Origin of the sequence: Microcoleus sp. T2B6 (assembly GCF_036700475.1) — a bacterium.
GTDB lineage: Bacteria > Cyanobacteriota > Cyanobacteriia > Cyanobacteriales > Microcoleaceae > Microcoleus.
In genome coordinates this window covers 1-14,025 of sequence record NZ_JAUBOZ010000125.1, presented here as the reverse complement: position 1 = coordinate 14,025, position 14,025 = coordinate 1, and the positions used below count along the sequence as shown (strand labels likewise).

Below are 14,025 nucleotides of genomic sequence, written 5' to 3'. Positions count from 1 at the left end.
GGATGCCTGTTCCACCACCACAGACAGGCAGGATGCCTGTTCCACCACCACAGACAGGCAGGATGCCTGTTCCACCACCACAGACAGGCAGGATGCCTGTTCCACCACCACAGACAGGCAGGATGCCTGTTCCACAGAGGAGGATGGAGTTGAGGGGTTGGTGAGGTTGCGGGTTGTGGAGAATTGGGAGTCTCAAGATGAGCCTGAACATTTGAAAACTATTCGCGATCGCATCCTGAGAAATCAGCAAAAAGCGGGGCAGTTATTGGGGCTTTACCAGCAAATTTTGGAATCCGCGCACCCCCCCCAACCCCCCCTGGCTAAGGGCAGGGCTGTTTCATTCTCTTGTAGGGGCAATCCCCCCGTGGTTGCCCCGATATCTGAAACCCCTACCCGATCGTCTATCGGCTGGGCGGGCACGGGGGCACCGCCCCTACAAAACCCTGGTTTTTCTGAGAATGAAACAGCCCCCCTTGCTAAGGGGGGGCTAAATGCTGCTGCTTCACCCCTGGGAGAGCAAGAAATAGCCACTCTTACTCCCCCCCTTAGCAAGGGGGGGCTGGGGGGGGTTCTTGCTGATGGCAGTCCCGAACAAACAGAATTGCGACTGTCAGGTTTAGTGGTGCAACAACAGGGAAAACTAAAAGTTTATAACCGAATTTATGCCGAAGTTTTCAATCTTGAATGGGTGGAAAAACAGTTGGGAAAGCTGCGACCTTATTCGGAAAGTTTTAATGCTTGGAATGCTGCCAATTTTGAGGATGATTCGCGGCTGCTGCGGGGTCAGGCGCTGCAAGAAGCTTTGGAATGGGCAAAATATCAAAGTTTAAGCCATCTCGATTACCGCTTTTTAGCGGCGGCTCAGGATTTGGAAAAGCGAGAAGTTGAATTGGCTTTTGCACTGCAAGCTGAGGAAAGTCAAATATTGACACAAGCTAATGAAACTTTAAGTCTGGCCCAGCATCAAGCTAAAACAGAGTTAACGTTAGCTAAAAAACAAGCTAGAAAAATAATTGCGATCGGCTCGACAATTTTAGGGATATCTTTAGCAGCAGCTATCGCCGTACAATTGCAAGTAATTAAAGCCGATCGAGAACTCGCAGAAACCAAAATAGTCCTCGAAAGTTTGTCGTCAAAGACAACTTTAGCCTCAAACCCTTTTCCAGCACTGATCGAAGCACTGCTTGCAGCACATAAACTTAAAAAATTAGAGGCATTGAGTCCGGCAAAATCCGAAACTAAGATGCAAGTATCCATCGCCCTCCAACAAGCAATTTACAGCATCCGAGAGCGCGATCAACTCCTTGGCCACCAAGCTAACGTCAGAAACGTCGTTTTCTCGCCCGATGGCAAAATCCTCGCATCCGCTAGCGAAGACGATACCGTCAAACTCTGGAACCCAGACGGCATCTTGCTCAGAACGCTCACCGGACACGGAGACAACGTTTGGACTGTCAGTTTCTCACCTGACGGCAAGACGATCGCATCTGCTAGCGACGATGCTACTATCAAACTCTGGAACATCGAAAACGGCACACAAATTAGAACGCTTACGGGGCATAGGGGCTGGGTGAGAGGAGTCAGTTTTGCTCCCGACGGGTTGGCGATCGCATCTTCGGGTTCCGACGGCACTGTCAAACTCTGGAATCCAGCAGACGGCACTTTGCTCCAAACCTTTACTGGGCATAGGGGCTGGGCAACAAGCGTCACTTTTTCGCCCGACGGGTTGGCGATCGCATCTTCGGGTAGCGATCGCACTGTCAAACTTTGGAATCCAGCAGACGGAACGGAAATCGCAACGCTGACGGGCCATACCAATGCTGTCAGAAGTGTTAGTTTCTCCGACGACGGCAAAACCCTCGCATCCGCTGGTGAAGACGGTTTAGTCAAGCTGTGGGATGTCCAAAACCTGACTCTCCTCAAAACCCTGCAAGCCCACAGCCGACAAGTCTGGAACGTCAAATTCAGTCCTCTGGGCAGCAACAGCCCAACCCTGGCTACCGCTAGCGAAGACAGCACCGTCAAATTGTGGAATTTATCGCAGCTAGGAGACATCGAGCCGCAAACGCTCAAAGGACACACCGGCAGGGTTGTCAGCCTTAGTTTCAGTCCCGACGGCCGCACTTTGGCAACGGCAGGTACCGATCGCACGGTACGACTCTGGAACCTCACCGGCATCGAACCGAAAGTTCTGGAAAGTCACCGCCGTCAGGTTTTCAGTGGGAGTTTCTCGCCCGACGGCAAAACTGTTGCCTCCGGTAGCAGCGATCGCACTGTTAAATTGTGGAATGCACAAAACGGCAGCGAAATCAAAACTTTTCTAGGACATCAAGGTGCCGTCACCAGCGTCAGTTTCGCCCCTGACGGCAAAATTTTAGCATCCGCAGGAAGCGATAAAACTATTAAATTGTGGAACCTAGAAACGGGCACCGAAATCAAAACTCTTTCAGGACATCTGAGGGGAATTGACAGCGTTGTTTTCAGTCCCGACGGTAAAATCTTAGCATCAGCAGGAAGCGATAAAACTGTTAAATTGTGGCATCTAGAAAGCGGTGTCCAAATCAAAACCTTCACAGGACATCTCGAAAGAGTTAGAAGTGTCACATTCAGTCCCGATGGCAAAACTTTAGCATCCGCAGGGAACGATCGCACAATATTTTTCTGGGATTTAAACAATTTAGAATCTACCCCAAGAATGATTCTGAGAGCCCATAACAGCCGAATTACCAGCCTGCGTTTCAGTCCCGACGGCAAAATCTTAGCATCCGCCTGCGATGACAGCACCATTAAATTGTGGAATGCAGAAACAGACACCGAAATCAAAACTATCCGAGGACACGGAAGCTGGGTAAAAAGCATTAGTTTCAGTCCCGACGGCAAAATTTTAGCATCTGCAAGTTTCGATCGCACAATTAAACTGTGGAATGTAGCAGACAGCAAAACTGGATTGGAGGCGGTGCCCCTACAAACTTTTGAGGGACATAGCGATCAAGTTAATGACGTTAACATCAGTCCCGACGGCAAAACTCTTGTTTCTGCCAGCGATGATTCTACTTTAAGGATCTGGAATTTGGAACTTGATGTAGATAGTTTAATGAAACTGAGTTGCCAATGGCTGAGCAATTATATTGCTAATCATCCCGAAGAAAAAGCGATCGCAGAAATATGCAATCCTTAAAAAACATGACTTACACCAATACGGTTCAGTTAAGATCGATCCCCCCTAACCAAGAGGGCGGGCACGGGGGCACCGCCCCTACAAAGGGGGGGACAAGAAGTTGCTCAAAGTCAACCCCTACTCCCCAACAATCAGGGGGAGTAGGGGGTATGCGAGGGGGATCTCCGGGGAATTAACAGTGTTAACCCAAGCGTATTGGGACTTACACAACTGGCACATTAAACAAAGGTATCTTGTTGCGCTTCAGCACTATTTGATATCCTAAGAGCGAGTCGAGCGCAACCACATACCTAAAAGTCTTGTGACTGTTGCGTAAGGCCTGAGATTAAAGAATTGGCAACGACTAATGAACTAAGGGTTTGATTCACCGCCCTACAGTGGCATTTTTTTTTTACTGGTATAAACAAGCGCCCAAGATATATCTGGGTATTTAAGTTTGTTTTGTAGATAGTTGGACAGTAATTCCTTGTTGGGAAGACATTGGGCTTGTCAAAAATGCTATTATTTTGACATAATAAACCTTACTTAATTTTTGCTTTCACCGCCCTAGATTCCACTGTGAATCCTGGAATATCTTGCAGTTCTGTTTCGCTCAAACTGTACTGTTCGCAAACCAAACTCAAACGAGTTCCGGTACTTTTAACAGCGTTGACAGAGTGAGTCAAGTCTCCTTGAAAATATATCAGCGAGTTGGCTTGCGGCTTAATCTGCCCGACTTGCTGTTTGTTGCGCCGCAGTATCAATTCTCCCCCTTGCAAGTTGGGCGGTACTTGCACGTACAAAACGCTGACGGCTGCGGGAGGTTCAACTGTTTTGCAGTACGATCGCAAAGATCGATCGATATGCGGATCGACGCGGGAACCTTCACCCAGCAACAAAGGGTTGAGGTAAAAAGCATTGCATTCAGGCAGTAATGCTTGGTCTAGATAGGGTTTGAACAAAGGGAACCGCCGTTCTACTTCAGCAATTTCCGCACGTTGAAACACTACGGAAAACCCTTTTGTGCCAATGAAATCGCGATTGAGGTTGTTGATTGCTAGATAAGGGGAGGCTAGAATTGCTCCTCGCAAGTCGTTGAGGTAGTCGATCGAGAAAGCGTTAGGATGTTGGCTATAGTATTTCAAGGCACTCAAAAATCATCAAAGTTTAAGGAAACAGCAGATAGAAATGTAGCAATCGCTCAGAGTTGGGATTGCTTCGTTCCTCGCAGAGGACATAATAATCTTGATTTCAGTCCGCGTACTTAAGTCAAAGGTTTTTCTTAACTGCGGGCGATCGCCCGGAAGTGTCGCAACCGACTAGCAACGGCAGAATATCAGTATACAGGCGATCGTTGTGGTGATTCGATTATATTTGCAATTCTATTATACATGATGCCGCTCAGCAGCCGATCGCCCATTTATTTTAACTTGTCCAATTGCAGGGGCAAGCCTAATTTGGGCGATCGCATCCGGCCTCTGTTTTATCACCGATTTCTTGAGTTTGCTAGCTGGAAAACAGATGCGTGTTGGTGGTGTATAGGAAACATCTTGCTAAAACAAGCAATCCGTGCATTAGGTCAAAATGCTGGGAGGGCGATCGACAATATCTAACTGGCGAGAGAACGTTAATAAAGTTTACAATTAGAGAATGTGGTCTAAAAAATACCAGCAGTCGCAACAGTTACTAAGTAATTATTTCAGATTAAATTAACATTTCACAGTGGAAAAAAGCCAAGCTGCCAGCTATAATTAAAGAGTAAGGGAAAAAAATAACTCGCTGAAACGATATGGCAACAACATTGTACGAAAAAATGGGTGGAGAGCCAGCCATTAAAGAGATGGTGGATGATTTTTACCGCGATGTTTTGGCTGACGAGATAGTGAGCCATTTCTTCGATCATACAGATATGGAAAAGCAGCGCCGCCATCAAACTGCTTTTATCTCTTATGCCCTCGGCGGCCCCAAGCAATACTCAGGCCGTTCAATGGAGAAAGCACACGCAGGTTTGAATTTACAGCCTGAACACTTTGATGCAATTGTGAAGCATTTGACAGATGCAATAGTTGCCCACGGCGCGTCCCAAGAGGATCTCGATGAAGCGCTAGGTAAGATCGCGACTTTGAAAGAGGCTGTTTTGTACAAGTAAGATCGAGTGAATGCAACAGGGTTTTTGCAGCCACTATAATAGTGATAAAAGTGGAGATTTCGTAAGGGTGAAGCGAAAGCTCCACTTTGTTTTTTGCCGGATATAATGAACCCCGAAGAGGCGAAGGAAGTAGCCTGTAGGGTTCGTCAGCTCGCTCACTTATTAGGCAAGAAAAACGCTGCGGCCCGTGGCACCCTACAATACTATTTTAAATGCGTAACAGCTTAGGAATGAAAAATCAATAACTTGCACAATTAAACCCCAGAAGCCTTGATCCAAGGTAAACTATTGCTCTATTAGTCACCTTCTTTATTTTTCATTCCTTAAGTAGATTTAGTAAATTACAGTAATTGTTCGGCCATCCATGAGAGCGACGCTGATTGTTTTTTCGGTGAAGTACAGGTTTTTAACTCTATCGCCGGCAACATCATGCCACCGCATATCCCGTATGAGGGCGGGCGTTGGGCGGTTGAAACCCCAAGACAATCTGATCTTTCCCAATCCCGGCTTCGACTAGCTCATTTGTAATCCCATCCTCAATGCCATCGCGTTGAATCCAAATTTTGTCATCAATAATTTGGACGTGAGTTATACATCCATGCACTCGCCGTTTTTGCTGCCAACCCACATCAAACAGCATAAAGTGATTGCGATCGCGATCGACAATTAAGTGCTGATCGATTTCTCCAAAAGAATAGGGAATTTCTGCATACTTTCTTAAAATGGTCTCGATAGTTTGCCGATAAAACTCTAAGTTATCCATCTTCTAACCTCCGCTGTGTTCGCATCAAAAATTAGCAATTTTAAGTGATTAATTTCAACCATTAATTGTGGCAGCTCCTCTGAAAAAAAATCTAAAAACACGCTTTCTGGAATGGCTAAGTACAACAAACGCGCCGAATTCTGACGCTCCAAAACTTGTGAATACATGATGTATTGACCTAGCGCCTGCTCCAAATCATGTACGGGTGATGGGCCGATAAAGCTTTTCACCTCCACTGCAATCCGCTGACCTTCTTTCTCTGCTGCCAATAACTTCTGTGCACCCAAATCTATATAAGCCGAGCGTCCTCCTATCTTCAAGGTTAAGGGATCGTTAGTAATCGTCCAACCATCATTTTCTAGAGCCGTTCTCACCGTATTGTGGTAAATGTCTTTAGCCATCTTCAGAGTACCTCATCCAACTTAATGTCGGCTCCTTGTCGCCCATTATACCCTGGCTACGGGTGGGGAATACTCAGTTTGGCTATAGTTCAGCCTTTTGCCAGATGACAACCCTTAACTGCTCATAGCAAAATCGATAATATTTCGAGTCAGAGTGTATGCCGCAATACTTCGGAAAACTCCAAACAACCGAACAGCCTTGGTCAATTATTGGCTCTGTACAATCGATCGATAAAACCGATTCCCTACGGGATAGCTGCGCTTCACGCACAATTCACTTCAACTGTACCAATTCCTCCCTAAATATCAGCATCCTCGCACCGAATTTAATCCGAGTGCGAATGTCCCCAAACCCCCCCCAACTAGGGCGGGCACGGGGGCACCGCCCCTACAAGGGGGAGGAAGAAATTATAGACCAACCCCCCCTTAGTAAGGGGGGACAAGGGGGGGTAGAAAGCCGATCGTACTCAATAACTGTCCCTGACGAAGAGTGGGAAATTATACCATTTGAAGTGCGAGAAACAGACGAAAAAATAGAAATTGAAACATCACAAATAACGATTTCAGTCAAGCGCGATCGCACTTCCATCGAATGCTTTGACAAATCGGGAAAACCCTTTGCTAGCGACTGCGATCCTAGTATGGGATGGCGCGCAGGCGCAACCGCAGGCTGGAAACGCATCGAAGCAGACGAACACTTCTACGGTTTCGGCGAACGTACCGGCTTTCTCGACAAACTCTCCGAAGTCAAGACAAACTGGACAACCGACTCCCTTGACTACAATTCCCTCACCGATGAAATGTACCAGGCGATCGCATTTTACATCGCCCTGAATCCCGATCGCGCTTACGGCATTTTCTTCAACACGACATTTTGGAGTCAATTCGATATCGGCGCGGAACAACCGGGGGTTTTGCGGATGGAAACCAGAGGCCCGGAACTCGACTACTACATCATTTACGGCCCGGAACCCGCCCAAATTATCGCCACCTACACCCAGTTAACCGGCCGGATGCCGCTTCCGCCAAAATGGGCGCTGGGATACCACCAATGCCGCTGGAGCTACGAATCCGAGGACATTGTGCGCGAGTTGGCCAAGGAATTTCGCGATCGGGCGATTCCCTGCGATGTCATCCACCTCGACATCGACTATATGCGCGGCTACCGCGTTTTTACCTGGAGCCCGAAGCGTTTCCCCGATCCGGCGAAACTGATCGCAGACTTGAAAGCAGCGGGTTTTAAGGTTGTCACGATAGTCGATCCCGGTGTCAAGTACGAACCGGAAGCAGATTATGAAATATTCGATCGGGGTGTGGAGAATGACTATTTCGTCCGCACCGCAGAGGGAAAGCTTTTCCACGGTTACGTTTGGCCGGACAAAGCGGTGTTTCCCGACTTCCTGCGGCCGGAGGTGCGCCAGTGGTGGGGAGAATTGCACAAAACTCTGACAGATATTGGGATTGCGGGGATTTGGAACGACATGAACGAACCTGCGATCGCCGAACGGCCTTTTGGCGACGGCGGCGAACACATCAGCTTTCCCCTGGATGCACCGCAAGGCCCGGAATCCGATCGCGCTACCCACGCGGAAACCCACAATTTGTATGGGTTGATGATGGCGAAAGCTTGTGCTGAGGGGTTGCAAAAAGTGCGATCGGGCGATCGATCTTTTGTGCTGACGCGATCGGGTTTTGCGGGCGTTCAGCGTTACTCGTCGGTGTGGATGGGCGACAATCAATCGCAGTGGGAACACTTAGAAATGTCGCTACCAATGCTTTGCAACATGGGGCTTTCCGGCGTGGCGTTTGTCGGTTGCGACATCGGCGGCTTTGCGGGGAATGCAACCGCTGAACTGTTCGCGCGGTGGATGCAGGTGGGGATGCTGTATCCCTTGATGCGCGGTCATTCGGCGATGAGTACGGCGCAGCACGAACCGTGGGTTTTTGGCGATCGCACTGAGAAGATTTGCCGCGAATACATCAATTTGCGCTATCAGTTGTTGCCTTATATTTATACCTTGTTTTGGGAAGCTGCGACGACGGGAACGCCGATTTTGCGACCGTTACTGTATCACTTTCCGCGCGATCGGGCAACTTATCACCTTTACGATCAAGTATTACTCGGCCCGTCGCTGATGGCTGCACCCGTTTACCGCCCTGGAGTTGAACACCGCGCTGTGTATTTGCCGGAGGGGACTTGGTACGATTGGTGGACGGGCGAATGCTATCACGGCCCGACGCACATTTTGGCTTATGCACCTTTGGAGAGAATGCCGCTTTACGTGCGGGGCGGGGGCATAATTGCGATCGCACCTGTGAAGCAATTTGTCAGCGAAGAACCGCTTGAGTCATTGAAAATGCGAATTTGGCCCGGAAGCGGTGAATGGACGCTTTATGAGGACGATGGACACAGTTTTGAACACCAAAAAGGTGTCTGGGCAACGACTAATTACAAGGTGTATTTGGAAGTGGAAAAAATCATCGTTGAAATTGCCGCGCGCGAGGGCCAATTTTTGATATCAGAACGCGAAGTTATTGTGGAAGTTGTTGGCGTTGGCGAACAGCGATTTACAGAGGATGGTACGGTGCGGCGTTTGACATTTGGATAGTTTTGGCATCATATCAAATCCGGTAGCATCGGAATTATTCATCTCTGTATTCTCTCCCTCTGCGTTCTCTGCGCCCTCTGCGGTTAAATCATTCCGATGCAACCGGAAACGATATCAAGCGGTTTATGCTATGGTGGGATTGATTCAGGGCGATCGCTCGATCGGGTAGAGTTTGATAGAGAGAGGGCGATCGTATCTATAGAAAACAGTGAGCCTGCGTTTGGGTGCGATCGGGTATTGATAAATTAACAAATGGAGGAATAAACTATGCTTATAGAAGAATATTTTGAGTTTTTAGCCGATGATGACATTCGAGTAAAAGGGACAAGAGTAGGAATAGAAAGCATCCTCTATGAATATATTTATCAGCAACGTTCACCAGAGGAAATTTTAGAACACTTTTACACTTTGACCCTCGATCAAATTTATGCAACAATCCTGTATTATTTAAACAATAAAGCCGTCTTAGATAAATATATCGAAGACTGGCTAGAATGGTCACACCAACAAAGAAAAGCTCAAGAATTAAACCCTCATCCAGCTTCGATTAGACTGCAAAAAATTAAGGAAGAAAGAACTAAAAAAAATGCCACTCAAGTATCTAATGGATGAAAATGTTGACCCGGTTTATCCTACTCAAATTAGGAGTAAACAAGTAGAATTAATTATTCGGGTCATTGGCGAACCTTTTATACCAGCAAAAGGAACTAAAGACCCGGAAATTTTAGAATGGTGTGAAAAATATGACTTTATCCTAGTCACGAATAACCGTAAATCTATGCCTGTTCACTTAAACGATCATTTGCAAGCCAATCGTCATATTCCTGGGATATTCATTTTAAATGCGAATTTAAGCGTTGGGCAAAACATAGAGGAATTAATTTTGATTGCCGAATGTTCTTTTCTCAATGAATATCAAGATCAAATTATTCATCTACCTATCACTAAAGAGATTTCCAGATGACTCAAGCTATACCCAACTTAATAACTTTTGACGAGTTTTTGGAATGGAAGCCAGCAAACGGACGTTATGAACTACATCACACTGAAAGGGTTCAGTCGGTGGTGTTTCCAGAGTTAAAATTGACCAACCAAATTTTAAAGGCTGGGTAAAAATTAAATTTATGCTCAACTATTTCTTGATTAGGTTAAAATAATGATTATCTCCCATATAGCTCTGAAAAATTGGCGCAATTTTCAGTCAGTGAATGTTGATTTGCGCGATCGCGTTTTTGTGGTAGGCCCTAATGCTTGTGGTAAGTCAAACTTTCTCGATTCATTGCGCTTTTTGCGGGATCTGGCTAAAGCAGGAGGCGGATTGCAGAAAGCCGTGAGCGATCGAGGTGGCGTATCAAAAATTCGCAGTCTTTATGCGCGCCGTTATCCAGATGTAGAAATAGAAATTCACCTTTCCGAATCTAATAATGAAAGTCCCTCATGGAAATATGCCATTGGAATTAAACATAGAAAAGGCGGCAAAAATGAGCCGATTGTTGCCTACGAACGAGTTTGGAAAGGCGAGGAGCAAATTGTCAATCGCCCTACTCCCGAAGATAAAAATGATGAGCTACGTCTCACCCAGACTTATTTAGAGCAAATTAATGCCAATGCAGAATTCAGAGAAATTTCTAAATTTTTAGAAGCGATTTTATATTTACATTTAATTCCTCAGTTAGTTCGCCATCCCGAAGCTTTTGCTACCCCTGGACTTTCCGAAGATCCTTTTGGGAGAACTTTTTTAGAGCGAGTTGCTAAAACTACCGAAAAAACCCGAAGATCGCGATTAAAAAAAATTGAAGAGGCTTTAAAGCTGGCCGTCCCACAATTGAAAAACCTCACAGATACCAAAGATGTGATGGGAGTTCCGCATTTGGAAGCTGTTTACGAACATTGGCGGCCCGGAGCAGGAAAACAACGGGAAGACCAATTTTCTGACGGAACGTTACGGTTAATTGGTTTACTCTGGTCACTGCTAGAATCCGATTCATTATTGTTACTAGAAGAACCAGAACTTTCCTTAAATTCGGCGATTGTTAGCAATCTACCCTCTCTGATTTATCGCCTTCAGCGCCCGAGAAAGCGACAAGTTATTCTCAGTACCCATAGTGCTGATTTGCTCTCAGACAAAGGCATTGGCGGCGAAGAGGTGCTGCTAATGACACCGACTCCTGAAGGAACTCAGGTAAAACTTGCTTCAAGTAATGAACAAATCAAAATGCTATTAGAAGGAGGTTTAAGTATAGCTGATGCTGCACTTCCTCTGACAGCACCGCCCGCGATCGAACAACTCAGTTTATTCAAATGACAGATATTCCCATCAATCTAGTGTTTGAGGATGTACTGAGTGAAGCAGTTCTTAAACAAATGCTCAAACAGTCTCAACGTCCCTTTTCAGTGGGACAGTGCTTGAATCAGAGAGGATATGGCAAAATTAAAAAGATTATTTCTGGATTAAATCATGCTGCCAAGGGAATGCCATATTTAGTCTTAACTGATTTGGATAATGCAGAATGCCCGCTAGTAATTATTTCCGAGTGGTTAACTCAACCAAAACATCCTAATCTGCTGTTTCGGATTGCTGTTAAAGAAGTGGAAGCGTGGTTACTTGCACATCGAGAAGCATTTGCCGAATTTCTGGGTATTTCCGTAGACTTGATTCCTGGCGACGCGGATCGAATTCCTGATCCCAAGCAGCTTTTAATAAATCTGGCTAAAAAGTCAAAGAAGCGAGATCTGCGGGAGGCGATCGTCCCCGCTCCTAATAGTACGGCTAAAATTGGTAAAGACTACAACGGTCAACTGATCCAGTTTGTCAATCAAAGTTGGCAGGTTGCGTCAGCACAGACTAATTCGCCCAGTTTGGAACGAGCTATGAATGCACTCATAAATTTTCAACCAACCTGGGAAAATTGAGGAGAAAGAGAAATTATGTTATCATCATCTACTATGATTAACTCATAATCTGTTATAATATACATGAAATTTTATTATTACCACATTTATGCTAGAACCCTATCACCTAGCTAATTTATTGCTTGTGGCTGCCAAAAAACCCGAAAGTTAATGATTGGGAGAGAAATAGAATGTCTACAAGAATTGAAGAAGTTAAGAAGCAGTTATCTAGTGAAAGTGAGCAAGAAAGACTTGCTGCTTTATCAGAGACTCTCAATTATGGTCAACAAGGTTTAGAACTATTGATTGAACAGTCTATCAAAGATCAATCAGAGAGAGTTAAACAATTTGCCTACAGAGTTTTTCGTGGTGATAATTCGTGGTTGAGGGAAAATACACCAGAAAACTTAATTACTTGCCCAACAGATATTATTACTTGTCTAGCAATAAGTGCAGATAATAATATTTTAGTAGGAGGGAGTTGGAAAAAGATTTGGGTATGGGATTTGCAAACGGGGGGAATAATTCGTAGTATTGAAGGACATTTGCACTGGGTTTTGTCTGTGGCTATTAGTTTTGATGGCAATACCTTGGTTAGCGGAAGTGCAGATAAAAATATTAAGGTATGGAATTTAAAAACAGGGCAGCTTATTCATACATTAATCGATCTAAGTTGGCATTCTAGTTGGGTTACTGCTGTTGCGATCGCTCCCGATGGAAAAACCATTGTTAGTGGTAGCACCAACAAAACCATCAAAATATGGGACTTAAATACTGGGAAATTAAATGAAACTCTACAAGATCCAAAGGAACTATCTTCTGTTTTGAGCTTATGTATTAGCCATGATGGAAAAGTTATCGCTTGTGGAAGCACTAATAATAAAATTACCTTATGGAATTTGGATAGCGGTAAACTCATACGCAGTATTGAAGGACATTCAGCTTGGATTCAATCTTTAATTATTACTTCAGACAACACAACCTTAATTAGTGGCAGTCGTGATGGTGTTGTAAAATTTTGGCAATCAAAATCTGGAGAACAATCTTCAAATCAATCAGGTTCAGCTTTGGGTAAAGGTTTAGTAGATGTAGCAGCTACTGTCGCAGGGTTTTCATTAGGAGGGCCTATAGCTGTAGGGGCTTGGGTATTAGGTAGAATTATTGTTGCCGCAGCAGATAATGGAGGTGTTTCTGTACTACCTCTTCAAAATTTAGAATGCACCAAGACTTACCCAAATAATCAATCAATTAATTCTCTAGGTTGTAATATCAATCAAAATATACTTGTAGTAGGTATTTCCAGAGAAATTAAAATCTTTGATTTAAGATATAATTATAATAAAGTCATCTACACTTTACCAGAGCAGCCTGATTTTATTAGCTCTGTAGCAGTTAGTCCTAATGGAAAAACTCTTGCTGTTGCAGGGAAAGATTGGGTAACATTATTGGAACCACAAACAGGAAAACCACTTCATGCTATTAAGGGATGTTCTTATCCAAAATTAAGCAAGATTGTTATTCATGAAATTTCCCAAGCGCTCACTTGTGGTCAAGTTCAATATTTTACTGTCCAAGGTTTAGACCCGAATAATAGAGAGATCAACCTTAACGATAAAGATGTTGAATGGGAAACTACTGGCGGTAAAATCAAACAAGGTTTATTTACAGCAGGTCAACGGGAAGGAAGATTTGAAGTTAAAGCAAAGATAGGAATTTTTGAGACTTCTGTCACAATTACTATTATTCAGCCCCCTAGAATCACTGAGATTTCTGTTACTCCTTCTAGGATTACTTTAGAGTTTGGTAAAACGCAACAATTTACAGCACAAGTTTTAGATCAACGCAGAAATCCCATGCCGGAAACTGTATTGTGGGAAGTAAGCGGAGGTGGAACGGTCGATCAAAATGGCAATTTTGTAGCTGGAAGCGATCGAGGTAAATTTGAAATCATCGCTTCAGTCAGTTCAATTCGTCGAGTTAAGCTGTTCAGCATCTAAAACGCATATTGCATAGTATAATATGATGATATTTATAAAAAGTCAATGCCTACTAAA

Annotated in this window: 14 protein-coding genes; 11 read left to right on the top strand and 3 right to left on the bottom strand. The window is 44.8% G+C overall.

From position 1 onward, the window contains the following. The coding region (locus QUA00_RS32150; RefSeq protein WP_333412459.1) for a WD40 repeat domain-containing protein at positions 1-3,178 on the top strand (3,178 nt) is incomplete at its 5' end. A gap of 521 nt (positions 3,179-3,699) precedes the next feature. On the opposite strand, the gene QUA00_RS32145 is transcribed toward QUA00_RS32150, so the two are convergent. Continuing rightward, positions 3,700-4,302 carry a 2OG-Fe(II) oxygenase gene (locus QUA00_RS32145; protein ID WP_333412457.1) on the bottom strand — a complete coding sequence of 201 codons (603 nt, stop codon included), beginning with the start codon at positions 4,300-4,302 and terminating at the stop codon, positions 3,700-3,702. Positions 4,303-4,551: 249 nt separating this feature from the next. Between QUA00_RS32145 and QUA00_RS32140 the strand changes: the two genes are divergently transcribed. After that, positions 4,552-4,770, top strand: coding sequence for a hypothetical protein (locus tag QUA00_RS32140; RefSeq protein ID WP_333412455.1), 219 nt, complete (start codon positions 4,552-4,554; stop codon positions 4,768-4,770). A gap of 176 nt (positions 4,771-4,946) precedes the next feature. Next, a complete protein-coding gene (locus QUA00_RS32135) occupies positions 4,947-5,306 on the top strand; it encodes a group 1 truncated hemoglobin (RefSeq protein ID WP_333160123.1) in 360 nt (119 codons plus the stop codon). A 427-nt stretch (positions 5,307-5,733) separates the two neighbouring features. Here the strand turns inward: QUA00_RS32135 and QUA00_RS32130 are convergent, their stop codons facing one another. Both QUA00_RS32130 and QUA00_RS32125 read right to left on the bottom strand, forming a co-directional pair. After that, positions 5,734-6,069 (bottom strand): XisI protein, encoded by a 336-nt coding sequence (locus QUA00_RS32130; RefSeq protein ID WP_333102648.1) that lies wholly within the window; start codon positions 6,067-6,069, stop codon positions 5,734-5,736. Then, positions 6,057-6,470 (bottom strand): element excision factor XisH family protein, encoded by a 414-nt coding sequence (locus tag QUA00_RS32125; RefSeq protein ID WP_333102649.1) that lies wholly within the window; start codon positions 6,468-6,470, stop codon positions 6,057-6,059. The genes QUA00_RS32130 and QUA00_RS32125 overlap by 13 nt, the downstream gene beginning before the upstream one ends. A gap of 158 nt (positions 6,471-6,628) precedes the next feature. Here QUA00_RS32125 and QUA00_RS32120 point away from each other — a divergent pair, with 158 nt between their 5' ends. The 8 genes from QUA00_RS32120 to QUA00_RS32085 all read left to right on the top strand — a co-directional run bounded on the left by QUA00_RS32120 (position 6,629) and on the right by QUA00_RS32085 (position 13,968). Beyond that, positions 6,629-9,079 (top strand): glycoside hydrolase family 31 protein, encoded by a 2,451-nt coding sequence (locus QUA00_RS32120; protein WP_333412452.1) that lies wholly within the window; start codon positions 6,629-6,631, stop codon positions 9,077-9,079. A 96-nt stretch (positions 9,080-9,175) separates the two neighbouring features. Further along, on the top strand, positions 9,176-9,328 hold the full coding sequence (locus QUA00_RS32115; protein WP_333412450.1) for a hypothetical protein: 153 nt from the start codon (positions 9,176-9,178) through the stop codon (positions 9,326-9,328). An 18-nt stretch (positions 9,329-9,346) separates the two neighbouring features. Further along, a complete protein-coding gene (locus QUA00_RS32110; RefSeq protein ID WP_333412448.1) occupies positions 9,347-9,691 on the top strand; it encodes a DUF433 domain-containing protein in 345 nt (114 codons plus the stop codon). Beyond that, positions 9,666-10,043 (top strand): DUF5615 family PIN-like protein, encoded by a 378-nt coding sequence (locus QUA00_RS32105; protein ID WP_333412446.1) that lies wholly within the window; start codon positions 9,666-9,668, stop codon positions 10,041-10,043. The genes QUA00_RS32110 and QUA00_RS32105 overlap by 26 nt, the downstream gene beginning before the upstream one ends. Continuing rightward, positions 10,040-10,192 (top strand): hypothetical protein, encoded by a 153-nt coding sequence (locus QUA00_RS32100; protein WP_333412444.1) that lies wholly within the window; start codon positions 10,040-10,042, stop codon positions 10,190-10,192. Before QUA00_RS32105 ends, QUA00_RS32100 begins: the two co-directional genes overlap by 4 nt. Before the next feature lie 43 nt (positions 10,193-10,235). Further along, positions 10,236-11,384, top strand: a complete 1,149-nt coding sequence (locus tag QUA00_RS32095) for an AAA family ATPase (protein ID WP_333412442.1) — start codon at positions 10,236-10,238, stop codon at positions 11,382-11,384. Further along, positions 11,381-11,992: a hypothetical protein gene (locus tag QUA00_RS32090; protein WP_333412440.1), complete on the top strand. Its 612-nt coding sequence runs from the start codon at positions 11,381-11,383 to the stop codon at positions 11,990-11,992. Before QUA00_RS32095 ends, QUA00_RS32090 begins: the two co-directional genes overlap by 4 nt. A 170-nt stretch (positions 11,993-12,162) precedes the next feature. Continuing rightward, positions 12,163-13,968, top strand: coding sequence for a WD40 domain-containing protein (locus tag QUA00_RS32085; protein ID WP_333412437.1), 1,806 nt, complete (start codon positions 12,163-12,165; stop codon positions 13,966-13,968). Positions 13,969-14,025 lie beyond the last annotated feature (57 nt).